23 protein-coding genes are annotated in these 26,137 nt (G+C 36.8%); 13 read left to right on the top strand and 10 right to left on the bottom strand.

Features of this window, described 5'->3' with window-relative positions:
* The first annotated feature begins 275 nt into the window (after positions 1-275).
* From IPI65_19175 to IPI65_19150, 6 genes are all read left to right on the top strand, one after another.
* On the top strand, positions 276-506 hold the full coding sequence (locus tag IPI65_19175; GenBank protein MBK7443550.1) for a transposase: 231 nt from the start codon (positions 276-278) through the stop codon (positions 504-506).
* 1,067 nt (positions 507-1,573) lie between these two features.
* Positions 1,574-2,509, top strand: coding sequence for a metallophosphoesterase (locus IPI65_19170; GenBank protein ID MBK7443549.1), 936 nt, complete (start codon positions 1,574-1,576; stop codon positions 2,507-2,509).
* A gap of 58 nt (positions 2,510-2,567) precedes the next feature.
* Entirely contained in the window at positions 2,568-3,002 is a 435-nt protein-coding gene (locus IPI65_19165) for a hypothetical protein (GenBank protein MBK7443548.1), read from the top strand.
* A gap of 180 nt (positions 3,003-3,182) precedes the next feature.
* The gene (locus IPI65_19160; protein ID MBK7443547.1) at positions 3,183-4,451 is read left to right on the top strand and encodes a hypothetical protein; all 1,269 of its coding nucleotides are present in this window, start codon (positions 3,183-3,185) and stop codon (positions 4,449-4,451) included.
* A gap of 100 nt (positions 4,452-4,551) precedes the next feature.
* Positions 4,552-5,829 (top strand): WD40 repeat domain-containing protein, encoded by a 1,278-nt coding sequence (locus tag IPI65_19155; protein ID MBK7443546.1) that lies wholly within the window; start codon positions 4,552-4,554, stop codon positions 5,827-5,829.
* Complete coding sequence (locus IPI65_19150) at positions 5,826-6,533, top strand: hypothetical protein (protein MBK7443545.1); 708 nt, start codon at positions 5,826-5,828, stop codon at positions 6,531-6,533. Before IPI65_19155 ends, IPI65_19150 begins: the two co-directional genes overlap by 4 nt.
* A 51-nt stretch (positions 6,534-6,584) precedes the next feature.
* On the opposite strand, the gene IPI65_19145 is transcribed toward IPI65_19150, so the two are convergent.
* The 4 genes from IPI65_19145 to IPI65_19130 form a co-directional block, all read right to left on the bottom strand.
* Positions 6,585-6,857 carry a hypothetical protein gene (locus IPI65_19145; protein MBK7443544.1) on the bottom strand — a complete coding sequence of 91 codons (273 nt, stop codon included), beginning with the start codon at positions 6,855-6,857 and terminating at the stop codon, positions 6,585-6,587.
* A gap of 107 nt (positions 6,858-6,964) precedes the next feature.
* Positions 6,965-7,504: a DUF4199 domain-containing protein gene (locus tag IPI65_19140; GenBank protein ID MBK7443543.1), complete on the bottom strand. Its 540-nt coding sequence runs from the start codon at positions 7,502-7,504 to the stop codon at positions 6,965-6,967.
* 106 nt (positions 7,505-7,610) lie between these two features.
* Positions 7,611-8,090, bottom strand: a complete 480-nt coding sequence (locus IPI65_19135) for a DNA-binding response regulator (GenBank protein ID MBK7443542.1) — start codon at positions 8,088-8,090, stop codon at positions 7,611-7,613.
* Positions 8,091-8,146: 56 nt separating this feature from the next.
* Positions 8,147-11,158 carry a PKD domain-containing protein gene (locus IPI65_19130; GenBank protein MBK7443541.1) on the bottom strand — a complete coding sequence of 1,004 codons (3,012 nt, stop codon included), beginning with the start codon at positions 11,156-11,158 and terminating at the stop codon, positions 8,147-8,149.
* Between the two features lie 75 nt (positions 11,159-11,233).
* On the opposite strand from IPI65_19130, the gene IPI65_19125 reads away from it, so the two are divergent.
* Positions 11,234-11,869 (top strand): CoA pyrophosphatase, encoded by a 636-nt coding sequence (locus tag IPI65_19125; GenBank protein MBK7443540.1) that lies wholly within the window; start codon positions 11,234-11,236, stop codon positions 11,867-11,869.
* Here IPI65_19125 and IPI65_19120 read toward each other — a convergent pair.
* Positions 11,866-12,840, bottom strand: a complete 975-nt coding sequence (locus IPI65_19120; GenBank protein ID MBK7443539.1) for a polyprenyl synthetase family protein — start codon at positions 12,838-12,840, stop codon at positions 11,866-11,868. The genes IPI65_19125 and IPI65_19120 overlap by 4 nt on opposite strands.
* Positions 12,841-12,909: 69 nt before the next feature.
* On the opposite strand from IPI65_19120, the gene IPI65_19115 reads away from it, so the two are divergent.
* The 5 genes from IPI65_19115 (at position 12,910) to IPI65_19095 (ending at position 17,061) form a co-directional block, all read left to right on the top strand.
* On the top strand, positions 12,910-14,925 hold the full coding sequence (locus IPI65_19115) for a response regulator (protein ID MBK7443538.1): 2,016 nt from the start codon (positions 12,910-12,912) through the stop codon (positions 14,923-14,925).
* The gene (locus IPI65_19110) at positions 14,925-15,440 is read left to right on the top strand and encodes a response regulator (protein ID MBK7443537.1); all 516 of its coding nucleotides are present in this window, start codon (positions 14,925-14,927) and stop codon (positions 15,438-15,440) included. The genes IPI65_19115 and IPI65_19110 overlap by 1 nt, the downstream gene beginning before the upstream one ends.
* A 66-nt stretch (positions 15,441-15,506) precedes the next feature.
* Complete coding sequence (locus tag IPI65_19105; GenBank protein MBK7443536.1) at positions 15,507-15,929, top strand: hypothetical protein; 423 nt, start codon at positions 15,507-15,509, stop codon at positions 15,927-15,929.
* The gene (locus IPI65_19100) at positions 15,926-16,297 is read left to right on the top strand and encodes a hypothetical protein (protein ID MBK7443535.1); all 372 of its coding nucleotides are present in this window, start codon (positions 15,926-15,928) and stop codon (positions 16,295-16,297) included. Before IPI65_19105 ends, IPI65_19100 begins: the two co-directional genes overlap by 4 nt.
* Positions 16,298-16,530: 233 nt before the next feature.
* Complete coding sequence (locus tag IPI65_19095) at positions 16,531-17,061, top strand: RNA methyltransferase (protein MBK7443534.1); 531 nt, start codon at positions 16,531-16,533, stop codon at positions 17,059-17,061.
* 49 nt (positions 17,062-17,110) lie between these two features.
* On the opposite strand, the gene IPI65_19090 is transcribed toward IPI65_19095, so the two are convergent.
* The 5 genes from IPI65_19090 to IPI65_19070 all read right to left on the bottom strand — a co-directional run bounded on the left by IPI65_19090 (position 17,111) and on the right by IPI65_19070 (position 24,842).
* Positions 17,111-21,586, bottom strand: a complete 4,476-nt coding sequence (locus IPI65_19090; protein MBK7443533.1) for a hypothetical protein — start codon at positions 21,584-21,586, stop codon at positions 17,111-17,113.
* Positions 21,587-21,691: 105 nt separating this feature from the next.
* Positions 21,692-22,525, bottom strand: a complete 834-nt coding sequence (gene prmA / locus IPI65_19085) for a 50S ribosomal protein L11 methyltransferase (protein MBK7443532.1) — start codon at positions 22,523-22,525, stop codon at positions 21,692-21,694.
* Between the two features lies 1 nt (position 22,526).
* On the bottom strand, positions 22,527-23,285 hold the full coding sequence (locus IPI65_19080; protein ID MBK7443531.1) for a triose-phosphate isomerase: 759 nt from the start codon (positions 23,283-23,285) through the stop codon (positions 22,527-22,529).
* Positions 23,286-23,309: 24 nt separating this feature from the next.
* Positions 23,310-24,518 carry a GlmU family protein gene (locus IPI65_19075; protein MBK7443530.1) on the bottom strand — a complete coding sequence of 403 codons (1,209 nt, stop codon included), beginning with the start codon at positions 24,516-24,518 and terminating at the stop codon, positions 23,310-23,312.
* A gap of 75 nt (positions 24,519-24,593) precedes the next feature.
* Positions 24,594-24,842: a type B 50S ribosomal protein L31 gene (locus IPI65_19070; GenBank protein ID MBK7443529.1), complete on the bottom strand. Its 249-nt coding sequence runs from the start codon at positions 24,840-24,842 to the stop codon at positions 24,594-24,596.
* Positions 24,843-24,942: 100 nt separating this feature from the next.
* Between IPI65_19070 and IPI65_19065 the strand changes: the two genes are divergently transcribed.
* Positions 24,943-25,413, top strand: a complete 471-nt coding sequence (locus IPI65_19065) for a hypothetical protein (protein ID MBK7443528.1) — start codon at positions 24,943-24,945, stop codon at positions 25,411-25,413.
* Positions 25,414-26,137: the final 724 nt, after the last annotated feature.

The raw sequence follows: 26,137 nt of genomic DNA, 5'->3' as shown, positions 1-26,137 counted from the left end.
TTATAAGCAGGCAACGCTTTAATACCAATTTGTATGACCCAAAAACGATGGAACTGCTATCAGTAATGAAATTGATAAAGAGAAAAATTTTGTTGATATAAACTTGCTCTGTGGCAAAACAAATAAGTTACCAATAAGGTTGGCAATAAAGCTGGATAGCAAAACAACAGAAAGAAAAACCGCAAAGCTAGGCAGGATAGGGATAAACGGCTAAATCACTCAAAAGAATTTTATACTGCTTTAGGGTATATAATTTTTATAACCAACATTAATAAATCAGATGCGGCACGGACATATCAGATTTATACCGTACTCGCTGGCAGATAGAACTATTATTTAAAAGTTGGAAAACAGGTATTAAGATTGAATCGATAATACCGAATGATCAAATAAACACAATACGAATCGAAGCTGTGTTATACATGATCCTACTTATATTGCATGGTTTGAGGTTCACATTTACCTACCAATTAAGATTGAGGCCTATAAAAAACATAAAAAAATAATCAGCAAAGTAAAACTCGCATCATTTGTTATAAAACAGTATGGCCAATTTTACGCCGCTGTTTTAAGCCTCCAAACGATAGAACAAATCATCTATTACTGTTGCCATGAAAAACGTAAGAGAATCAACGCCACTGAACATTTTAACCAATTAATGAACACTTTTGGTTGACGCCTATGCGATAGCTATCGGGACAGATTTAAATGGATTAATTTAATATGGAAATGGACATTAAAAGTTTTTCAGCAGGTAAAGATTTAATTTACATAACCAAAAAATTAATGAACATTTAGGAAGAATTCCAATAATAATATAAATTGAACTCTATACTTAAAAGCCAACCGCATAGCGGTGACATATTGGTAGAAAATGCGTCCCCACAAGCTCAGGAAAACCCCGTAGGGGTGACACCCGAAGAAGTTGAATAAGCCGACAGCGTAAATTATTACAAAACAGCAGCTCAAGCCTGATTACCTTCAACGTATTACAAAAACATTTTAATTATGCACGATTGTAATGATTGAGCCAATAAATAAATAAACTTTATAGAACGAATTCGAATTATAAAACAACTTTACATCCTATCTCAAAAACCAACCGCATAGCGGTGACATATTGGTAAAAAATGCATCCCCCCAAGCTCAGGAAAACCCCGTAGGGGTGACTCCCGAGGAAGTTGAATAAGCCGATTCAGTGTAAATTATTACAATTAAGTAGCTCACGCCTGATTACCTACAACGTATTACAAAAAACATTGATCATTCTGTAATGATGTTTATATTGAGCTTCAGCATTACATTAAATTAATTTTGCAGATATTATTGCACAATAACACCCTGTTTTAATCACAACGCCTGATTCGATTCCCAATGTTGTAAACAAAACAGTAATTCCGATGTATGTTTTTACAGTCGGTAATTACTAATGATTTATTAACCTAACCCATATTTCATATTAATAAATATTAGAAAGAATTAATTTAAATCCATTTAATATAGATGTTAACATAGTGTTTCCATAACACATACGTAACACTCCCAATCGAATTTTGCAATTAAAATTCAGGTTATGGAAAGGAAACAATTTTTAAAAGCACTAGGGTTAATTGGAGCAGGGTCAATATTACCGGGTCAGATAAAGGCAAACCGTATTGATTTGCCCGTAAAACCGGATAAACAAAGGGTTTTAAGAATTGCACATATAACAGATATACATATTGCAGACCATAAAGCTGCGAGTAAAGGATTTGCCAAATGTTTGCATTCGATACAAAATATGGAGGACGCTCCGGATTTTATCATAAACGGGGGAGATGCAATTGAAGATGCATTGTTCAGAACCAAACCCGATGTAAATAAACAATGGGCATTATGGCATGCTATTTTAAAAAATGAATGTTCTTTAAAAATAAAAAACACACTCGGGAATCATGATATTTGGGGATTGTATACAGAAAAAAAAGATTTTTTATACGGAAAAAAATTCGCGCAGGAAAAATTACATCTGGATAAAACCTACTACAGCTTTGATGCAAATGGATGGCATTTTATATTTTTAGACAGCACACAAAAAAAGAGTAACGGACTTTGGTATACTGCAAAATTGGGTGCGGAACAAATGGAATGGCTCGAAAATGATTTGGCTTCAATCGCGCCATCCACGCCGGTTTTGGTTGTTTCGCATATACCGATTTTATGTGCAAATGTATTTTTAGATGATGTGAAACAACGCTTCGGAAAATTTCAAATTCCGGGTTCGTGGATGCATAATGATGTAAAAGAAATTGTTGCGTTGTTTAATAAATACAAAAATGTAAAATTGTGTGTGAGCGAACATATACATTTACAGGACAAGGTAGAATATAATGGCATTACATTTTGTTGCAACGGCGCGGTATCAGGCGATTGGTGGAAAAATGAATATTATCATGAAACAAGAGCGGGATACGCTGTAATCGATTTATTTAATGATGGCAGTTTTTTAAATATTTATGTTTCGTATTAATATTTACATAAGTGTAATGATTAATTAATACGCAATTAAAAAAAATGCTATAAATCTATTGTTATTTTATGCTTTAAATTTTTCATTTATGGCAGAACAATCTCAAGCGGAAAACCCTACAGTCTATTCGTTTTCCAAAATATTATCAGATTGTGAGGCTGCAATAAAAAATCAAGATTTTACACTGGCCCTTAAACTATGCAAAGAATTTCTTGATTCCTATCCAATCAGCTTAAATACCAATTCCGAAGGATATCAAAATTTTTTAATGTTATCATCCGGTATGATTCAAGATAACCATAACCATGAAGGCGTTATCAATTTGTTGCAAATTAAAAATGGTATGGTTGATTTTGTTAACACATTCTATCTCCAATTAGATAAAAAAGGATATCATTTTCCTGCACCGATAATTAAAGCTGAGGATGCCCGGTTTGTATTTGAATTTTGTACTTCGTTTGATAAAATTATCGCTCAAAAACTGGGAAAGTAGCAACAACACTGCATTCGCGCGAAAATCAGCACTTAAACTTGTAATAGTTTGGTCATTTTTCGTCAAAATATTATCATAAAACAATGAATATCAAGTTGTTATATTTTTTTTAAGGATGACATTCCATCCTGGTATTAAAATCTCCAAACTTTGCTTATTTTTGTTAACAAACAACATACTATGAAAATACCAAAAATCAACCTCCTCAGTATTGGATTATTTGTATTCGTATTAGGCAGCTCATTACCTTCATGTATTAGTCCGGGCTGTGAACGTGAATACACCTTTGTTGGTTATTCACCAATTTATATGAGCTATTCCGATTTGCGTGCTTCGTTTGCAGTTGAAGCACCACGCAAAATGGAAAAAACCGGAAAAGTATATTACCATGCGCCTTATTTGTTTGTAAACGAAATGAATAAAGGCATTCATGTATTAAATATTTCAAATCCTGCAGCACCAACGCCAATTGCATTTATTAATATTCCGGGAAATGTGGATATTGCTATGCAAGGTGATGTGTTATATGCTGATAGTTATATCGATTTAATTTCAATTAATGTTGCTGATATTAATAATATCACCTTAGTTGACCGTGATCAAGATGTATTTCCTTATCGCTACGATGAAAACTATAGTATTCCGATTGATAAATCGTTAGGTGTAGTTAGCGGCTGGAATCAATTTGATACCAGTTTAACAAAATCTTGTGAAGATTATAATGAGTATTTTTATACAGAAGATGTGGTATTTTTTACCAGTAGTTCAAGTATCGCCACTAATGGCGGATTAGCTGTAAATGGCAGCAAGGGCGGTTCGTTGGCGCGTTTTGCGGTTTCGAACAATTACCTGTATTGCTTATCTGATTTCACCATGGAATTATTTAATTTAAATGAACCGGTTAATCCTGTTCATTCAGGTGATGTTGATATGGCCTGGAATATTGAAACCATTTTCCCTTATAACGATTATTTATTTATCGGCTCAACAACAGGTATTTCCATTTACAATAATGCAGCACCGTTTAATCCCGTTTATGTTTCTCAATTTGCACATGCTACAAGTTGCGATCCGGTTGTGGTAAGTGGTGATTATGCCTATTCTACATTACGTTCAGGAACAACCTGCGATGGATTTAGCAATCAGTTAGATATCATTAATATCAGCACAATAGAAAATCCTACATTATCTAATACCTATCAAATGTTAAATCCGAGAGGTTTGGGCATTGACGGAAATTATTTATTTGTTTGCGATGGCGATGCAGGTTTAAAGATGTTTAATTTATCTACACCAACAACAGCAGATTTAATTCAGCAAGTATCCATTGCTGACCCGCTGGATGTAATAACAGCAGACGGTTTGTTGATTGTTGTTGCTGAAAACGGATATCATTTATTTGATTACAGCACCGGCGAATTGATTGAGGTAGGAACAATTACTAAATAATTCGCAACATATCTTATTTAGCCTGCAGTTATTCAATTGCAGGTTTTTTTTATACCAAAAAAATGAAGTTGGCCGTTTTACAGTAAATTTGAACGCCACTATGAAAATACCTGTTACATTGTTTTTAGTATTTGTGTTTGGTTTTAAAATCGCAAATACACAAACTATTTCACAAAATTATTCTGCTTTATCAGGCTTACTTCAGGAGAATTTCTTTTATGTTGACCAACCAAAATATTACCCGGAATCAGGTTTAATTATTGGGGTAGATGGCATTTCGATGTTGCAGGTTTATGATGTAAAATCAAATAAACGGATATTATATCAGGAAATTACAGAAGGTTATGTAAATGACAACGCTGTAACAAGTGATGGTAAACATATTATTTTGGTTGGGGATGATTATGGAGATAATGGTTTTCTGCAAATAATTAATTTACTGGGAGTGGTTGAAACTACTCTTCATTTCAGAGGTGAGAAAATCTACAGAGTTTCCACAGGCCCTGGTTTAATTGCAATTAGTAATGAAAATGGGGAAATAACATTATACGATTCGACTTTAAAAAAAATTACAAAATTCAAGACACAATTTTGGCCAGCCTGGGAAATTCAAGTGGGACCGAATCAATCACTTATGGCTGCAGGTGACGACAACCGAATCCTAATTTATACAGCCGATAAAAAATCAGTATATCTGGATTGCGGACGGGAAAATACTTCTTTTTACCAGTCAACAGTGGCAGGAAATAATTTTTATGCATTTAATGGTGAATCTGTATTTGTGATAAATGAGGCCGGTGAATTAATCAAAGAAGTGGCGTGCCCGGATAGTACACAAGGGTTTTATGTGGATGAAATTAAAAATGAATTGGTTCTGATAAAACACTATAAATTGGCTTATCGGTATGATATCGGCAATTATTTTGAAGCAATTGGATTTGATCCCGTAAAGGAATTCGCGCGAAAAACAAATGAAAAGGCGAATGAAAAGTTCAGCGATAATGACAGTAAATTAACCGTGTATTTTAATACGCCCGGTAAAGATTCATTGGTGACAAAAACAGGGATGATGATTTCAATGCTTTCAAATTATACGAATGAAAATACATTTGTAGGTGTGATGAATAATAAAAATCAATATGTATTTAATAAGGATTTACAAATTGTAGACAGTCTGAATTTATCGTCAAAATCAATTACTCAATTAGAAATGAAAAACGATGGTTCAACTTTTTTGGTAAAAAAAGTTGCAATAATTCAATTGATTTCGAAGAGCGATTTTATTATGGCAGGAAAGGTTACGGCACGTATTATTCAAGTACAGCACCAATTGATTTTGATGTTTCTATTCAAAAAGATGACTATGTTACACTTGTGAAAAATAGTTCAACACAATACAGTTTACACAAAGTGACAACTACCTATGAAATTAAAAAACAACCCGGTCGTGTGCCCCCTCCAACTGTCATTTATCAAACGGCTAACCCCTTACTTAAATTGGAAACCATCGGGGATGGCAATTATCTTATCCTGGAAGCCAACAACCTATTTACCTATATCGTCAATAATCAGGCGAAGACATTTGAATTGCCAATAAAAAATATAGTCGATATAAAAGGTCAAATTGGCAGCACAAAAGTATTTGCTTTAAGTGCCGAAAAAAAATTATATGTAATTGATTTTGCCAATTTTGATACAAAACTACAGGTGGCAGAAATTGCTTATGGAAATAACTCGATGTTCACTGACTCTATTATTAATTGGCAAGTATCCCAGAATAATAATTTTATTTTGTTGTATCAGGAAAAAGTACTTTTAAAAATCTACACAGAAACAAACGCAACTACGCTTTTCGAAATGCCTGATAATCAATATGTTTTATCTGCATTGGTAACAAATGCAGGTGATGTAATCCTTTCCTCGACAACGTATCAAATTGCAGATAAATCTTCTAAATCTGAACAACCTAAGGAAACTTCATCATTTTACGTTCCTGTTAAAAAAATATATTATTCAGAGGATGAGATTATACGGATTTTTACAATGGGTTCTGAACTGTATGAGTTCAAAGCGGAATTTTAATTGATATCGGCAAATGCTTCCCTGGTATTTTACCATTAAGAGGCCTGTCAATTACTCGTTACTTTCAGATGTTTTATCGGTTTTCCTTAATCTTCCCAATAATTTCTGATAAATTGTTTTGTATAGAAACAGCATTGGGATGTATACAGGAAATACCATCAATACGCCATATGTGAAATTTCGATAAACGGGATAAAAAAGCAAAATTGTTAATCCCATTGTTATTGGAAATACAATAAACATAAATTGTAATAACTGTAAAACGAGGGTTTTCCGCTGACGGAAATCAAAAATCAGGGCTATAAGGATGGCTAGTTCTCCCATGGTTTATAAATATAACAACATTTTTTTGAATGCAAAAGCCTGCAATATTTATGTGCAGGCTTTTATATTCTGATAATTATGTGGAGGATTATCTCTGTTGACAAATATTACACCTGATCCATGGTGCCCATTTGTGTTTTTCGCTTTAATATGAGTGATGAAATCAGTGTGATAATTAATCCCACCGGAAATGGTTCTGCAAAGGTCATCAACCCATAAATCAGCGGGTTTTCAACTGATTCTAAATAGTTTTGCATATCTTTTTCAATCTGTGCAACTTCTGCTTCAGTCTTCCCTGCTTCCTTGGCATTTTCGATTTGGGCTTTAGCATATTTTTGAGGGAAATCGGGCATCAGGTAAGGACTATAACTCATCCATGCTAGCACATAAATTAAACTAGATATTGTCGCAATCAGAATACCTACCTGAAATGCTTTTCCGAATGAAATGATGCCATTCCTGTATTTATCCCGATAACTTTTAATACCGAAATAAACCAATACAAATGATAAAATGATACCGGCATAACCAACATAAACACCGGCGCTGAAGTTTTCTTTGTCGTGCACAAATAGGGCAGTGATTAACATCAGTAAGGCAGCAATACCACCTGAAATAAGTCCGTAGGTTAAAATCGTTTTTCGCATATTATTTTTTTTTTGACAAAGATGGTTTAGGGTGCAATTTTGCTTGTCATACTTTCGGACAAATATTTAAAACGCTTGCTACTATTGGGTTTTAAGATTGCCTTTTTTAGGAAATTAAGCCTGTTTCTTTTGCTTTTTGAATAGCTTGTGTCCGCCTTTCAACATCTAATTTGCTAAAAAGGCGACTAATTAATGTTTTTACACTGCTTACTGATATGAATAAAGTTTTTGCAATTTCATCGTTGCTCAAACCTTTTGCTATCAATGTTAAAATTTCAAATTCGCGTTTTGTGATGCCAAAAAGTTCCTGGACTTTTTTTGATTTTTCAGCATCAAAACCGGAAACCGGAACCAGCACTTCTTCTTTTACAATTTTAATTTCAGTTTTAGGTTTTATTATTTTTCCACCTACCCAAATTCCAAGAACAGTAAATAAAATGGCAATTAATCCGATGTAAATTTCTATAGTATTAGATTGAATCAGGTATCGGTATTCCAGCCACTTGAGGAGCACCAGCAATATTGCCAGCGCGATGCCATAAAGTATAATGCCAAAATATGGTTTAATACGTGAAAGCAGATACATACCCTGAATTGTATGGGTAAAATTGGATTATTTTTATTGAATTGAAAAATACGGCGTTACAATACCAACGTAAAATTGCCTTGTTTGTAATACTGCACGGCATCAACACCTTTACCGCTAACTACATACACATAAGTGCCGATTTCCTGTAATTTACCCTCGTAATATCCGTCCCAACCTGCAGTTGTTGAACTGGTGATAAAAAGTAATTCGCCCCAACGGTTATACACTGAAAATTCATAATCCGTTAATCCATAATTCAATGGCCTAAATTCATCATTGTTATTATCGCCATTTGGAGAAAAGGCATTTGGAACATCCAACAATGAAATCTCCTCAATAATAATAGTATCACAGGTTTTGTTTGAACAACCATCGGCATTAGTGACAGTTAAACAAACTTCAAATGCGCCATTGGAAGGGTAGAGGTGAATCGGATTTTGTTCGGTAGAAGTTGCGCCATCACCAAATTCCCAAAACCAGGAGCTGGCATCTGTGCTCATATCATCAAAGTTTACCGGGTAAAATACGGTAGTTTGTTCAGGCGTATGATCAAAAGCAGCTTCAGGAAAGTCAAATACGTTTACGGTAGCATAAACGGTATCACTAATACCACAACCAACTTCGGTTGAAGCAATTAATGTTAAGGTATATGTTCCCGGTTCATCATAAGTATGTGTAGGGTTTTCACTTGTAGATGTTGAACCATCCCCAAAATCCCAGATATAGCCATCTGCATTAATACTGCCATTATTGGTGGTTACATCCAATGGGAAACAACCTTCCGAAGGATCCACATCAAATTCAGCAGTAGTAGGTGGAGGTGCGAGTGAAAATTTAAACACACCAAGATTACAGTTTGCACTATTATTCGTGTTACTTACAACACCTTCAGTGGTTGGGAAGTCATCTAAACTAGTGCATCCGGCGCAAACAGCGTGGTAAACTACCCCTTCTTTAGAAAAACGACTGGTTCCGCCATCCACATGTTCATCGCTGATTGGGCCACCAAAATAGGTAGCATAAAAAAGAGAACCTATATTTTCACTGAAAATGGCCAGGTAAAAGTCGCTGCCATCGGTTGTAGACTGAAATGCATCGGCTGAAATGTCCATGCCGTTAACATTTCCGGTATTGGGATTAAAACTTGAGTTAACCGCGCCGCCCCATCCGCAAACAAAAATATTACCGCAATTATCCACTAAAAATGCTGTAGGAGAAATATTCACATCTTCACTACCACTACCAAACACCGTTGAAAATTCGAGGGTGGTTAAATCAGGGTCGAGTTTGCTGACAAATTGCGTTCCGCCTGGATTCACGTAAACATCGCCAACCACAGGATAATCGCCCTGGGTTTGGCCCATGATATAAACGCCATTTGATGCATCCAAATCGGCCAGATAACACTGGTCGTAATCGGAAGTTCCTATATAAGTAGCTGCCAATAAATTGGTAGCATCGTTATTGATCATCATTAAAAAACCATCTGCCACACCACCTAAATAACTTTCGTTGAGTGCTCCGGCAGTTGTTTCTATATTAGTGCTGGATGTTCCACCGCAGATTAAAAATTTATTATCGGTTGTAGGTTTAATACTATAAGCACCATCATCACTGGAACCACCTGCAAAACTGCTCCACAACAAGGTGTTCAAATTGATATTAAAACTGGCAACAAATCCATCCTGCTGTCCGCCAAAAGTGGTTTGAATGGCACCTGCTGTAGTTGGCAGGTTATTAGAACGTGTGCACGAAGCAATCAGAATATTCCCCGAATTGTCGAGGTTAACTTCACCACGGGCATGGTCGCCATAATTGTAACTGATAACTCCTGTGTTAAGCGCTTCATTTTGCGTTCCGCCGAAGAAGGTTGAACCCAATAAATCAGCACCATCGGCACTTAGGCGCGCAACGTAAGCATCGCTGCCTGCTGTAAAGTTTAATACATAATCTACCAGTTCTGCCGGACCACCATTAAATGTTTTGTCGTACGCATCCACAGTTGTCGGGAAGTTCGCTGAACCGGTTGCCCCGTAAATAATGAGTTCGTCATCATTGTTTACAATAATACTGTAAGGTAAATCTTCATTGGTTCCACCGAGATAAGTTGAGTATATCAAACTCGTCCCATCAGCAGAAAATTTCGATACGGTAATATCTGCAACATAAGATCCCGCACCACCGGCCCAATCGGTTTGATATGCACCTAAAGTAACCGGATAACCATCGGCAAAAGCAATGCCTGCACCGTATAAATTGCCATCGGCATCGTAGGTAGCAGAGTATCCCCAGTTATCGGAAGTGGAGCCGGAATAACTCGCAAAAATCAAAGTTGCCGGGTCGATAATCAGTTCGTAATTTTTATCATAACCATTTGGAAATGAGAATGTTACATTGTTTACCTCCAATACAAAATCACATAATACATCAACTTTTATACCATTAATTACCTGCCATGCAACAGGGTGCAATTCCATAATCGTATTGATGCTGGTTGTTAATTCAAGATTGCCATCCTTAATTTGCATGTTATCCAGTCCGTCGTATTGCATTTTGATTAGGCTTGCATCTGCACCGGGGGCGACAATAAAATCGTATTTCATGGAATTACTTCTGCTGTAAACAAGCAAATCTGTTCCATTATATAAACCGGGATAACGAATCGCTCCAAAAGCCGGAACTTTTCCATGCCAGGATGCAGCATCATCTCCCAAAAAATAATTGTAATAGTTATTGAATTTATTTTCGCCAGTTGGATTTACGTTGGTATTGGCATTAACAAAAGTGGTTTTATAGGCATGTTGTTTATACACGAAATTGGCAAGATCAGCAGGATTGCCACCATGTTTAAACTCGGAAATTTCAGCTGAATTGGAAAAAACGTAGGTAAAACAGTTTTTTTCAAGAAATAAGGTTCCGCCATACAAAGGAGCCTGATACTGAATGTGATTTGCCCATTGACCATCATTTTGAACAAATTGTAAGTCTCCTGTTTTAGCATTGTGACCGGCAAAAATGGGAGAAATGGCAGCAGTAAAGCAGAGGAGTAAAACTGATTTTTTCATGCAACCGATATATTTGGAACTAATTTAAGAAAAAATGAAATACTTTGGTGCATCAAATGTAATTATTACAGCTTTATGATAAAAGAATTTGCAGACACATTATATCAATTGTTAAAAGAACCCTTGCCCGGAATGGAAGCGCATAAAACCATGGCTCCGGTAACAAGGCCGATTAAAAATTTTGATGTGGCAGATTATCCCGATGCGAAAAGAGCTTGTGTTTTGCTGTTATTGTATGAAAAGCAAGATGCCATTCAGATGGTTTTGATTAAACGACCGAGTTATGATGGTGTGCATGGCGGACAGGTAAGTTTTCCGGGTGGTAAGGCTGAAGTTGGTGATATTGATGAGCCCTACACCGCAAAAAGAGAAACAATGGAGGAAATTGGTATTCCGATGGAGGAAATTCACATTATTGGTAAACTGAGTGATGTGTATATTCCACCAAGCAATTTTTTTGTATTTCCATACATCGGTTATGTAGAAAATGAACCGGTATTTATTGCTGATAAAACGGAAGTTGATTACATTATAGAAACGCCGGTTGATATCTTATTGAATGAAGAAATTAAAGGCTTTACAATGATACAACGCAAAGAAGCCACCTTTAATGCACCTTGTTACAACATAGCAGGAGAAGCAGTTTGGGGCGCTACAGCCATTATTTTAACGGAAATGGAATGGTTGCTGAAAAAGATGCACCGGGATTAATAATTTCTTCCAAAAACAGAGGTAATAAGTTGGTGTAATTCAACTTTAGCCGATTCCGGAACATCTACCTCACCCAGCGACTGAATGGCGGCATTGTAATGGAACGCCATGGTATTTTCTGCAGCTTCGCGAATATGGTATTTTTCAAATATGCTGAGCACCTCCGCAATCTTGGCCGCTTCATCAGTTGGTTTAGATTGCATTAATTCCATTAAGCGGGTTTTATCTTGTCCCTGTGCTTTTTCTAATGCTTCCAACAGGAGATAGGTTTTTTTGTTTTGGATGATATCACCACCCGGTTTTTTACCGAATTCTTTTTCATTGCCATAAGCATCTAACAAATCATCTTTAATCTGGAAACTGACACCTAATTCAAGTCCGGTTTTATACAAACGTTCCGCATCTTTTTGGTTTGCGCCTGCAGCCAACGCGCCACAATACATGCAGCAACCCAACAACACAGAAGTTTTGAAGGTAATCATTTCAATATATTCCTGTAAATGCACATCGTTGCGTTGTTCAAAATCCATATCTGATTGTTGCCCTTCGCATACCTGCATGGCAGTGATATTAAACATATCGAGCAATTCCGGTAGTCGCACGTTTTTTGTGCTGCACATTAAACGGTAAGCCTGAATCATCATAACATCGCCGGATAAAATACCTGTATGCGTATTCCATTTTTCATGAACGGTTGGCATACCTCGTCGAACAGGCGCATTGTCCATGATATCATCATGCACCAGTGTAAAATTGTGAAACACTTCCATTGCAAGGGCTACAGGTAAATGTGTTTCGGGATGTTCGGTAAATAAATTTGCACTCATTAAAGTTAAACAAGGGCGAATACGTTTACCGCCAGCCGCCAGAATATAGCGGGCCGGGTCATACAAACCCGAAGGTTCAGCGGGAAATCCTGCATCCTGAATATGCTGCTCAACGAGCGTTACAATTTGTTTTACCTGCAACATGGCTGCAAATATAGGCGGATTATTGTGGAGTGTTAAAAATCTGATTTATAATGCGTTAATTTGTAAAAGATGTCGGAATTTGATTTCACGGAACAGTTACGCGAATTGCTATCGAAATACTACATGCATAGCAAAAGTATTGAGCGCGAATTATATAAAAGTGAATTAAAATACCGCTCCCTGCTGGAGCAACTTACCGATGCCATTTATTTTACAAGTTCTGATGGTCGTTTTTTGGAATTTAATAAGGCCACTGTTGAATTGTTGGGTTACAGTTATGATGAACTCAAACAATTAAATGTTGAAAATACTTATGCCAATCCCGAAGACCGTGACAATTTCAAAAAAATAATTGCCGAAAATACAGAGGTAATTGATTATGAATTAAAGCTGAAAAAGAAAGATGGAGAATTAATTGATTGCCTCATTACATCTGCCATTAAATATGATGCTGCCGGAATACCCGTTGGTTATCAGGGGATTATACGCGATATCACTTTTAGAAAAAAAGCTGAAGCATTACAACGCGCAAAAGAACTGGCAGAGCAGGCAAATAAATTTAAAGCAGAATTTCTTGCCAATATGAGCCATGAAATTCGTACACCAATTAATGCAATTGTGGGTATGGTACATTTATTACATCAAACACCATTAAATGAAAAACAACAGGAATATTTAAAGGCCGTTGATACTTCTGCAGTGAGTTTATTGCAGTTGATTAATGATATTTTAGATTTTTCGAAAATTGAAGCAGGGAAATTACAATTGGAAGAAAAATATTTTTCTGTTCAACAGGTAATTAACGATTTAATTTATACGATTCAGTTTAAAGCACTTGAAAAAAATATTAAAATAGTTTTGGATGTTGACCCAACAATTCCTGTTTCTGTTGCCGGAGATCAATTGCGATTAAATCAAATTCTATTAAACCTCATTAGCAATGCCATAAAATTTACCCCGGCCGGAGAAATTCGTGTTGGTGTAAAACTGATTGATATTATTGATGAAAAGGCACGATTATATTTTAGTGTAAAAGATACCGGAATTGGTATCAGTCCCGAAAAACTCAATACCATTTTTGAAAGTTTTACACAGGCAAATGCCGATACCACAAGGGTTTACGGGGGAACGGGCTTAGGTTTGGCCATTGTTAAAAAGCTGGTAGATATGCTACAAGGAGCAATCATGGTGCGCAGTAAACCCGGCGAGGGCAGTGAATTTATTTTTGAGATAGACTTTAAAGTTTCACCTGAAATAATGCTCGCTGAAAGTGGGCAATCTGCAAGTGATAATACGATACCGAATGTGGGTCAATGTCGACTGCTGTTGGCGGATGATCATCCGATAAATCAGTTGGTTACTTCCGAATTACTGAAATTGACCTGGCCGGAAATGAAAATTGATATAGCGAATCACGGTAAAGAAGTTTTGGAAAAATTGCAGACAACCCGTTATGATATTATATTAATGGATGTTCAAATGCCCGAAATGAATGGGTTGGATGCTACACGTGCAATTCGTAAAATGACCGCTCCGGTTGCTACTATTCCGATTTTAGCATTTACGGCATATGCAACCACCGGTGAAGCCGATAAATGTATTGAAGCAGGAATGGACGATTATGTTTCTAAACCGGTGGCACCACATATTTTAGCGAAAAAAATTGTTGAATTATTAAAAAAGTCCGGCTATGCGTTTCCTGCAGAAGAAGTTACGGTTAACACGCCTCAAATAACGCCGGCTATTAATTTAGATTACCTGAATACACTAACCGGCAGCGATGTGGAATTACAGGCTAAAATTATGCAGGTGATGCTTACGGAAACGCCAAGAGACCTGGAGAAGCTCAAAACGGCATTTGAAGGGGGAGATTGGGATGGTGTGCGGGCTGCGGCGCATAAAATGAAAAGCGGTTTGCAATATCTGGGACTTAACGAAACTGTAGCGCTTGCTAAGGATATTGAGCTTTCAGCAAAAGAAAAAACTCAGCTCCACCTTTTGGAGGGAAAAATTAATACTGTACTTTTGTCGTGTGAATCAGGGCTACTTCAATTACAAACTGCATTTGAAAAAATCCAACAATAATGAAAAACAAACAATATCGCGTATTCTTAGTTGATGATGATACTACACATCTCATCCTGTTAAAAAATCATCTCGAAAAAAAATCGGAGTATGATATTAAGGTGAATATTTTTTCCAATGGCGAAAACTGTCTGGATAAAATGCATGAAAATCCTGATATTGTTGTATTGGATTATTATTTGGATGGCATTAAAACAGATGCTGCCAACGGCCTGGAGATTCTACGTAAAATTCGCGTTTCAAATCCCGATACTTATGTAATTATGATGAGTGGTCAGGATGATTTAAAAGTGGCTATTGCAACAATCGACAATGGTGCTTATGATTATATCATAAAAGGAGAAAGTGCATATGTTCGCGCGCACATGATCATCGACCATATTATTGAAGGAATTAATGCTAATGCATGGAAGCGCAATATGAAAGTGCGTGAAAATGTTTTGATTACCGGATTTATTTTGTTGGGTTGTGTACTTGTAATGCTGGCACTTTACGACATGGGTATTTTTGATTAAAAATACTTTTGTCATAATTATATTTCAGAAAATTAAGTTGCAAGCTCTGACCTTTAATTAAATAAAATGCGCATTACTAACAGTTTATTTTACAGAGCGGTTAAGTTTATCACCAAAAGTTATACGCCGGCCCAAAAGGAGGAATTTATTGCAGGTGTTTTTCATTTTGCTACCACAGCGGAAAATGCAGAAACAAAAAACCATATCCGGCAATTATTTTACAAAAACCGTTTAACGGCATATCCGGTTTTGTCGCCGGCAGAGCGACTGCGTTGCTACGGGTGGCTTGCCTTGTTGGAAAAAGTAAAAAATATTGAAGGTGAAATTGTTGAAGCAGGCGTTGGATATGGGCAAACATTAATTAATCTGGTAATAGCAAATACTTATTTTAACGCCGGGAAAAAGATATATGCATTCGATTCATTTGAAGGTTTTCCGGAACCGCATCAACATGATATTGGGATGCGCGTAAATTCCTTAAAAAAATAAAAGGGTGGGAGGATACTACGACCGAGCTGATTAATGAGGCAATTCAATTTTTTAGTGATGATAAATTATTCGTTATTGATAATCAATCAATAATTTATCGAAAAGGTTTTTTTAATGCCACGATGCCGCAAGAATTGCCGGAGAAAATTTGTTTGCTGCATATTGATAATGATTTATATGAAGGTGTTTTGCATGTGCTCGAATCAACATTCCCTGTTTTACAAAAAGGAGCCTTGGTTATTTTTGATGAATATCATGATGAAAAATGGCCCGGTGTAAAAAAAGCAGCAGATGAATTTGCAAATACACAAAATATCCATATCGAATATTTTCACGAAGTATTGCGATACGGTTTTTACCGGCAGTAATATGTAGAAATTAAATATATGTAGCTACTTTTTTAATAATTCTGCCCCATTCATTTATGGATTGTTAATTTTTTGGCAATATTGATGTCACAAATTACAGGCATTTAACTAAAATTATTTTATTTCAACTTTTCATCTTAGGTTTGGCTGAAATTTGTAATTAGCATAAGCAAATGTAAATTTTTGTAAAATATTAACAGTAAAAAATACGTTAACATTACAACAGCCGGAATATGTATAAAACACCCAATGCTGCATTGGCCAGATTAAGTGTTGAGGAATTTAAAAACGCCGAAAAAACGCCATTTGTAGTTGTATTAGATAATGTACGCAGCTTAAATAATATTGGCTCAGTGTTCAGAACAGCCGATGCGTTTTTGCTCCGCGGCATCTGCTTATGCGGCATTACCGCCAAACCACCACACCGCGATATTGAAAAAACTGCGCTCGGTGCTACCGAAAGCGTTTATTGGGAATACTTTGATCATACTGTGGATGCAATCCAAAAGCTTAAAACCCTTGGTTATACCATTGTTGCTGTAGAACAGGCTTCAACTGCAGTTTTATTGCGCGATTTTCAACCTGCTGCATATGAAAAAACAGCATTTGTTTTCGGACATGAAGTAATGGGTGTTAGCGATGAAGTGCTGGCACTTTGTGATGCCTGTATCGAAATTCCTCAATTTGGCACCAAACATTCGTTAAATATTTCCGTTTCCGTTGGAATTGTAATTTGGGAAGCGTTTAATAAAATAAAAAAATAATTAAAACAATAAAAAAAAGCAACCGGTTATGGTTGCTTTTTTTTTGGAATTATTTATTCTCTTTTAAGCCTTCATAATATTGCATGTCCTGCACAAACTGATTTACGGCATTTTTACCTTCTAAACTAAATACCATATTTCCACGATCGGTTTCAATAATACGTTTTTTAGGATCGTAACTGAAAATTTCGGTATTTAAATCTTCACGTGAAGTATAAATTTTTAACTGATTTCTTTTGTAACTGATGTAAATAAAATCTTCGGATGGTGTTACCATATAAATGGTGAAATAATCGCCACCACTGCGTTTGCCGAATTCGGCATAACATTTAATTTGCTGATTAAACGATTTATCGCCAAACCAAACTAATTTACCATCAGAACCGGTAGAGTGGAAGGAGCGTGATGAAGGATCCCATACCATTTTTAATCCGGACATAAATACAGTAACCGGTGAATCTTTTGGTCGGTCGAGATATCCTTTTGATGTAACATCACTCATTAATTTGTTATAAGATTTTTCATCCATCAACTCATTAATAGCCGATAAAATTTGTGTTTCAATATTATAGTCCAATGCAGCAGCACCTGCGTCGCTGTTTGACGCCAATAACATCTCGCCCAACTTATTCATTAAATCACTTGGTAATGGTATTTCGAAGGTGACTGTAGCATCCATTCTATACGCATCATTATTCGGACGTTTTATGATAGTGCCATACGCTTTGGTTTCGCAGAGGTCTGTTTTTAATCCCATTTTTAAACGACCTTCTGCAAATAATGCTGTGGTTTTATCATTGTATTTCATGATAGAACCTTTTGCTGATGGATCGTCTAATTTATCGAGGTTACCGAAATAGTAGGTCTGATCTGTTTCATTATAATAACCCTGTCCTCTGGCCACAAATAATTGTGCATCGGCTATTGATGCGCGTTTACCCATAATGGCTGTGTACAACGCTGCTGTATCATTAAAGCGGAAAATACCGGCATATACAGAGTCGTTGCGCTCTGTAACGGCATCATTTAAATTAAATATCGGATTTTTTGGATTTATGGAAGCATCAATATGGAACCAGCTTGTTCTGATATTTGCTGTATCCTGCACATCTAATTTCACATAACCACGATATCTTAAAAACTGATCCTGACTGTATAATTCAATAGGGCCTTTAAAATGTACTTTATCTTCTAAAACAAAATTGGCTGAATCCTGCACATAACCTTTTGCAAATAAATGGTAATTGGTAATTTCCATTACACTGTCAACCTGCTTCACCACCTGCATACTTTCAATCGGAATAATTTGTTTTTTGCCTTGCGGTGTTGTGTAACCATATTCTCCTGAACCTGAAATGGCTAATCGTCCCATAATATTGACGATACAATTATCCAGATTATGATAAAAGTTTAATGTATCGCCCTTAATTTTCGCATAATACAGGGTTCCCATCTTAGCCCCCTTTTCAATATACACTTTTCCGGAATCGGGAATAACATGCACATCGGCAACACGAATTAATGGCACGCCTTCAGCATTTAATAAATAGGTATTTAAATCGAATTTACCTTCTTTGGCCTGAAACACGAGACTATCCTGACCACCATTGGTTGAATAAAAATTAGAATATTCTTTTGTTGATTTAAAATAAACAGTTCTTTCATCCATCACCCAATCGAATACGTTCATGTCGGTTTTGTATTCGTTGTATGGTAATTCGGTCATGATACTATCGTAATTCGCTTTAAAGTGACCAACACGTTTTTTGAAATCGACATCCATATTTACATTGTCGAGTTTTAATGCAACTAAATCGGGCGTAACCTGACCGATTGTTACCATAGCAGTGTCTGACAATGCATTATCAGCTCTGTATTTAAACTGATTAGATTTTAATTTAACCTCACCCCAAAACATCGTTCCATCGCCTTGTAATCCTTTAGAAGTTACTATTGCCGTTCCTTTTAAAGTTGCCTGATTTTCGAATAAATCAAAAGGTTTTGTTCCCTGTTCAACAATCATTTTATCTTCATAAGGCAACCATCTTGTGCTAACACCGGTATTTGAACCTGCAGGAAATTGCACCCCACTTTCTGTTTTTGCAACAGTAAAATCTTCAACCTTCGCAATTGTTGAATCCGGGAAAAACATAATATCACTTGACTGTGATTTAGATGCCATAAAATCAATTGTTCCTGAACCACGGAATCCTTCATTACTCAATGAAATATTACCGGTGTATTTTCCCAATTTGCCGTAGGTAGGAAATCCACCTGCAGGCGTTGTTGTTTTAAAACCTAATGAACGGTCGTCCTGTAATTTTAATGCTTCCCTGAAATCCGGAAATATACCATCGGAAATCATAGTGCCATCAAATTTCACCCTTCGATAATCCAGGGAGTCGGAACTTTCTAATGTGAACGGATCAAGTTTGAAATAAAATTCTTCTTTATCGTAAACGTTATTAAAAATTGTTTTTTTATCGTAATCGGCAACAGAATAATCGTAGGTCGTAAAAATGCTGTATTCCTTATAATGCACTTTACTTGATTTATTATCTGTTTTATCAATTTGTAATCGCCCGGAAGTTACACTGATATTGGTGTTTACCGGAAGATATAATGGATTTCCATTGTCGTCAATTTCAGTTGATTCGACATATAATACCATGGAATCCACTGCGTTCATTTTGATATTAAATGTATCGTAGCTGAAATAAAAATTGGACCCTTTAAAATCGATGTTACCGGAAACAATTGTTCCGTCGAATAACATATCCCGATTTTTTTTGATGGTTAATTTATCATCCTTCGGATAAATTAAAACGAACTGTGAATCACTTAAATAAAACTGACTGATACCATTTACATTCAAGTCGTAATTTTTAATATTTAATAAGGCATTTGGTTCTTTGGTAACTGATGGAATGGCAATGATATCATAATCTTTTTTCCCTGCTGAGGCAAAAACATAATTAAATGTTTTATCCTTCACATAAACCATTTCTTTTTCCTTATCATAAAAAATAAATCCTTCTTCAACCAATTGTAATAATAAACTTTGAACACCATCAACAGTTAATGTTGGATTTAATTCTTTAGCCAGCGCAAGGGTTGGAATTTCGCGCGTTTTGTACATCTCGCAATAACGTTTAATTTTTACCAGCGGCTGATAAGTGGAAACTCCCCGCACACGGTCAAATAATTTCGCACTAAATAAATCCTGACTTTCGAACCAACTCATTTTTTGACCGGCACCTTCAATATTTTTGAATTTGATTATGGTATCTTCCAGCGACCAGTTCATGTTATCGACCTTGACGTCAATTTTATGGTAAGAACTATAAAACATCAAACTGGAAAATCCTTCGTCCTGACGCGTAATATTTATTGAACTTAAAATACCATCGTAACGCAACGAAACATCATGGTGATAAATACTATCTTCTTTGGCAACACGAATAATTACTTCCGCATCTTTGGAATAAATGGACATGCCCGGTTCCACTAAAAATGTTTTTGAGCGCGCCAACACCGCTTTTTTCCCTTCGGGATTTCGGAACGACATTTCTGCTGGAATAGAATCACTTCCACTTCCAATGATCTGACTTCCTTTTAAGAAAAATCCACCTTTATAATCTACATTGGTTAAAATATCTTTTACAACCAGATTGTTATCATATGTTCTGAATTGCGGATAATCACTTTTTTGTGGTTCGTTGTTGGTAATTAATCTATCGGTTAATAAACCTACTAACGGTTTACTGAACATCCCGCCAAAATATAAGGTAGCTGAATCGGCACTGTATTCGTTTGACTCTGTATTTACTTTATAATTTTTTAATTTACCATAGGTAACAGTACTATCTAAACCTGCTCTTCCCCAACCTACAGTTCCTGATTTACCTTTCCATTCTTTTTCTAAAGGATAATAAACACCTTGTGTGCCATTTATATACAAGGTATCACCTTTAGTATAACCATATAAATCGGTGGAAGAAAAATGCACTTCCGGAATTTCACCATTTAATACAAATTGGTAATCGAATGAAGTATAACACCATGTTCTTGTTGGTGTATCATTTAAAGCACTTTTTTCAAAAAATGCAGCAGAAAAATCGAGGAAACGATTAAAGGTTACATAACTGCCTTTTTTCGAATTGTCCAGAATACTATTTACAATCGTCATCCATTCCGAATAACGATCCATCATCTGATTACTTTTTACGAATGAAACCGTTGCATCCAAAACAGCAACAAACTGCGGCGTTGGTTTCATGCGACGGTCGAGCATTTTATTACTTAATTCAATTACCATGCGTAATTGCTCAGGGGTTATATTTCCGGCTTCAACTTCTTTGGCAAAATGATTATAACTGTCTTTAGTAATTTCTGTATTTACCGTCTTCATGAAATCGTCGAGTTCTTTCAAAAACGGTTCCTGTTCATATGAAAATTTTGTCACCTGAGCATAGGAAGTACTCAAAGCGAAAAGGAGTATGATGATACTTAATAATTTTTTCATGCCGTTAAGTTAAAATATCTATTACAAATAGACCTACCTCCCAAACGTAATTAACGTGGAGAAATTATACTGTTAACACATATTAAGCCGAAAGCGTGCACTGTATCAAATGTTTTGAAACACGGCACAAAGCCAGTCGTTTTTGGTGCGTGTGGATATTAGCTGAAAGAAGTAGTTGGCAGCCTCTTTTTCCACATCCTGAAGGTCGTTTTCGAGAATTCCGCTGACAATCAGATAGCCACCAGGTTGAATCGAACTGAAAAAGCGGGATATATTGCCCAAAACGATATGTTTGTTGATGTTGGCCAAAATAACATCGAAATTGCGGCCTTCCATGAGCGAAAAATCGCCCAGCTCAACAGAAACACCACTGTAAATGCCATTTAGCGCGATATTGTCGAGGGCATTTTGGTAGGCCCATTCTTCATTATCTATACCCAAAACGTGGTTTGCACCCTTTTTATAGGCCAAAATGGCAAGAATACCCGTTCCGCAGCCGGCATCGCAAACTTCCTTGTTTTGCAGGTTAAATCCCAGCATTTCCTCCATAATGAGGTTGGTACTTTCGTGGTGACCGGTGCCAAAACTCATGCGTGGTTCAATCAAAATATCGAACTCGATTCCGGGTTGGGCGGGATGAAAAGGTGCACGGATTAAACATCGGTTAGCAATACAAACCGGTTGAAAACTTTTTTCCCATTCGGCATTCCAGTTTTTTTTCTCAAACTGTTTTTGCGACCAGGTGAAAACAAACTTTTGTTGTAATTCGTCGAGATAAGCTGCGATACGCTCAATATCATCTGCAGATTCCTGAATGTAAGCACTTAATTCGTGTTCATTTTGATCAAATGTATCGAAACCCGCCTCAGCCAGTAAGGCCATCAGAATTTCTGCAGTTTGTTCGTCGGAAGTGATGAAATGATATTCAAGGTACTGCATATCAGACACCTTGAATTATTTTTAAAAAATCGTCGGCAACTAAACTTGCTCCACCAATTAATCCGCCATCAATATCAGGTTGTGAAAATAATTCAACTGAATTATTTGGTTTAACACTGCCACCGTATAAAATTCGGATTGCTGCTGCATGAGCATTACCAAATTGTGCTGCAATTAAATTTCGGATAAACGCATGCATTTCCTGCGCTTGTGCAGAAGTTGCAGTAACACCTGTTCCAATTGCCCAAACAGGTTCGTAAGCAATTACCAGATGTGTGATTTGTTCTGATGATAAATTAAATAATGCAGTAGCAACCTGTTGTTTAACCACATCAAAATGATTACCCGAATTTCTTTGCTCCAGCGTTTCACCACAACAATAAACAACTTGTAATTTATTATTTAATGCAGTCGTAATTTTTTCAGCAATCAACACATCATTTTCCTGATGATATTGTCTGCGCTCACTATGACCAACAATTACAAAATGGGTATCAATACTTTTTAACATTGGGGCTGAAACCTCACCGGTATAAGCACCTTCAGCGAAACGGCTGACATCCTGCGCACCAAATTTAATTCCGCTGAAACCAAAATTTGTTTGCAGCGATTCAATAAAAATATATGCAGGTGCAATCCACACTTCAGCATTTAATGTCACACCTTTTATACCGTCTGCAATCGCATCCACTAACTGATTTGCATCGGTATGTGTTTTAAACATTTTCCAGTTGCCCGCAATTATTTTTTTTCTTGACATATTATTTTTTTTGTGGATGTAATTTTATCTGTGAATAAAAATCAACTGACCTTTGCGATATTTTTCGCTTAATTCGTAAACCGTAGTTAATATTTTTTTATCGGCATCTGATAATTGAATACTTCTGCGTTGCATTACTTCAATGGCAACAACCATGGCATCACTTAATTTATAGGTTACAAATCCCGCAGCGCCACCCCAACTGAATGAAGGAATAAAATTGCGTGGAAATCCATCACCAAAAATATTTGCATTTACACCAACCACAGTGCCGGTGTTAAACATCGTATTAATTCCGCATTTGCTGTGATCACCCATAATTAATCCGCAAAATTGTAAGCCGGTCGGAATAAATTTTTGTGTTTGATAATCCCACAATTTTACTTCTGCATAATTATTTTTCAGATTAGAATTATTGGTATCAGCACCCATATTACACCATGAACCAATTACACTGTTGCCAATAAATCCGTCGTGTGCTTTATTCGAATACGATTGAAATACACTGTTATTAACCTCTCCACCAACTTTACAATGCGGACCAATAGTAGTTGCACCGTAAATTTTTGCACCCATTTTAATCGTGCTATGTTTGCCTAAAGCAAATGGTCCGCGAATCATAGCGCCTTCCATTATTTCAGCATCATTGCCAATATAAACAGGTCCGGTTGTAGTATTAATTATTGCCGCTTCTACACGAGCACCCGGTTCCACAAAAATCTGATTGCCAATTATGGTATTATTACCAGTAATATCCTGCGATTTTTTTCCGGCAGTCAGGCGCTCGAAATCTGCTCTCAACACAACATCATTATATTGGAACAAATGCCAGGTTCTGGAAATGGAAATTACGTCGGCTTTGTATTCAATTTTTTCCAATGCAGCAACATGTTCACTCAGGCTCATTCCCGAAAAATATTTTTCGCTGCTGCGCACTGCAATCAGTTCATCATTTTTAACCAGCGCCTGATTCGATTTTAAATTATTAATTGCTGCGATAATATTTTTATCGGGAATACATCCACCATAAATATATAAATTATCGCTGCCGTAGGCGATTTGAAATTTGCTGCTCAGATATGGTTCGCATAACCAGGCATATTCGCCCGGCAACATGGCTTCCCATTTTGCGCGTATGGTGTCAATACCAATTCGAAGGTCAGCAATAGGTCTGGTAAAGGTAAGTGGCAAAAGTTGTTGCCAGCGTTTGTCGTCGAATAAAATTACTTGCATTATGGCACAAATTTAAATGAAAAAACCCCTTTGATGAAGAAACACCAAAGGGGTTGTATAAATTTATTACGAAAATTATTTTTTCGCGTAACGTTTGTTGAATTTTTCGATACGACCTGCAGTATCCATCAATTTCATTTTTCCTGTAAAGAATGGATGACTAACATTAGAAACCTCTAATTTGATCAGCGGATAGTCTTTTCCGTCTTCCCATTTCATGGTTTCTTTTGTGTTGGCTGTTGATTTGCCAATCCATGCAATATCAGCACTGAAGTCTTTGAAAATAACTTCTCTATAATTTTCCGGATGAATTTCTTTTTTCATTTTCTGTTAATTGAAGGTGCAAAATTAGTAAAATCTTAATGAAGTTGGTAATAATTTCTAATTTTTTACTATTAATATTGTAGAGTAAACTGAACAATGTATGAAATGGCGCAAATTTAACGGGGTTGAAATCACGCGTCCTATTGCCGACGAGGTGCGTGAAACCATAGAGCGGGAGACGGCTGCAGGCAATAAGCTCAAGGTTTGTATTGGTTCTGACTCGCAGGTATATGGCCGAACGATCGAGTTCGGGACGGTTATCGTGTTTCTGCGCGAGGGCAGGGGCGGGTTCATGTTTATAGCTAATGAGCGGAGCACGCAAAAAATGACGCTCAAAGAACGCCTGCTCTACGAGGTTTCGCGGTCGATTGAGATTGCTTATGAGTTGTGTAATTTGCTGGATGAATACGAGGTGGAGCTGGAGGTGCACGCGGATATTAACACCAACCCGAATTTCCAGAGTAATACGGCGTTGCAGGAAGCGATGGGGTATATTTTGAGTATGGGGTTTGTGTTCCGCGCCAAACCCGATTCGTTCGCGTCGTCAAGCTGCGCGAACAAGGTGGTGTGAGGGTTGCTCGCAAGGCTGTGTTTTCTCGCGGGTGTGGGTTTCTCGCTAAGGACGCGAAGGGCAAAGGGCGCTAAGGGTTTGGTTGGATGGTGTGTTTTTCTTGATACGTGTTTTCTCGCTAAGCGCGCGAAGGGCAAAGGGCGCCAAGGGATTTGTTGGATGGTGTGTTTGAGAGGGAACGCTGAACCCGCAAGCGGGTCGCTGATTTTTTAAGATTTAAACTGATTTTTTTGTATTATGGATGGTGATACTCGCTGATTTTTTGGAGGGTGTGGTTTTTGTAAGATGTGTTTTTCTTGCAGTTGTGTTTTTCTCGCTAAGCGCGCAAAGGGCAAAGGGCGCTAAGGGTTTGGTTGGATGGTGTGTTTTTTTTGATACGTGTTTTTCTCGCGGTGTATTTTCTCGCTAAGCGCGCTAAGGGCAAAGGGCGCTAAGGGTTTGGTTGGATGGTGTGTTTTTCTGTAATATGTGCTTTTAACGCAAAGTAATTTGTTGGATGATGTAAATGAAAATTGGTTAACGTTAATACAATTGCTTCGAAAAATTCCTCTGCATTTTCTCTGTGGGCTGTTTCTCAGTGCACTCTGTGGTTTCGGCTGTTTATGAAAAGTTGAATAAAAGCTAAAAATGCACAACTTGCTCAAAATCGGCTGTTCCATTAGCACATTAGCACATCAGCACATTAGCACATCAGCACATTCGCACATTAAATAAGCCTCCGAAT

Source organism: Bacteroidota bacterium, from assembly GCA_016706255.1.
Classification (GTDB): Bacteria; Bacteroidota; Bacteroidia; order Chitinophagales; family BACL12; genus UBA7236.
The sequence above is the reverse complement of the archived record's forward strand: the minus strand, read 5'-3'. Positions and strand labels throughout refer to the sequence as shown.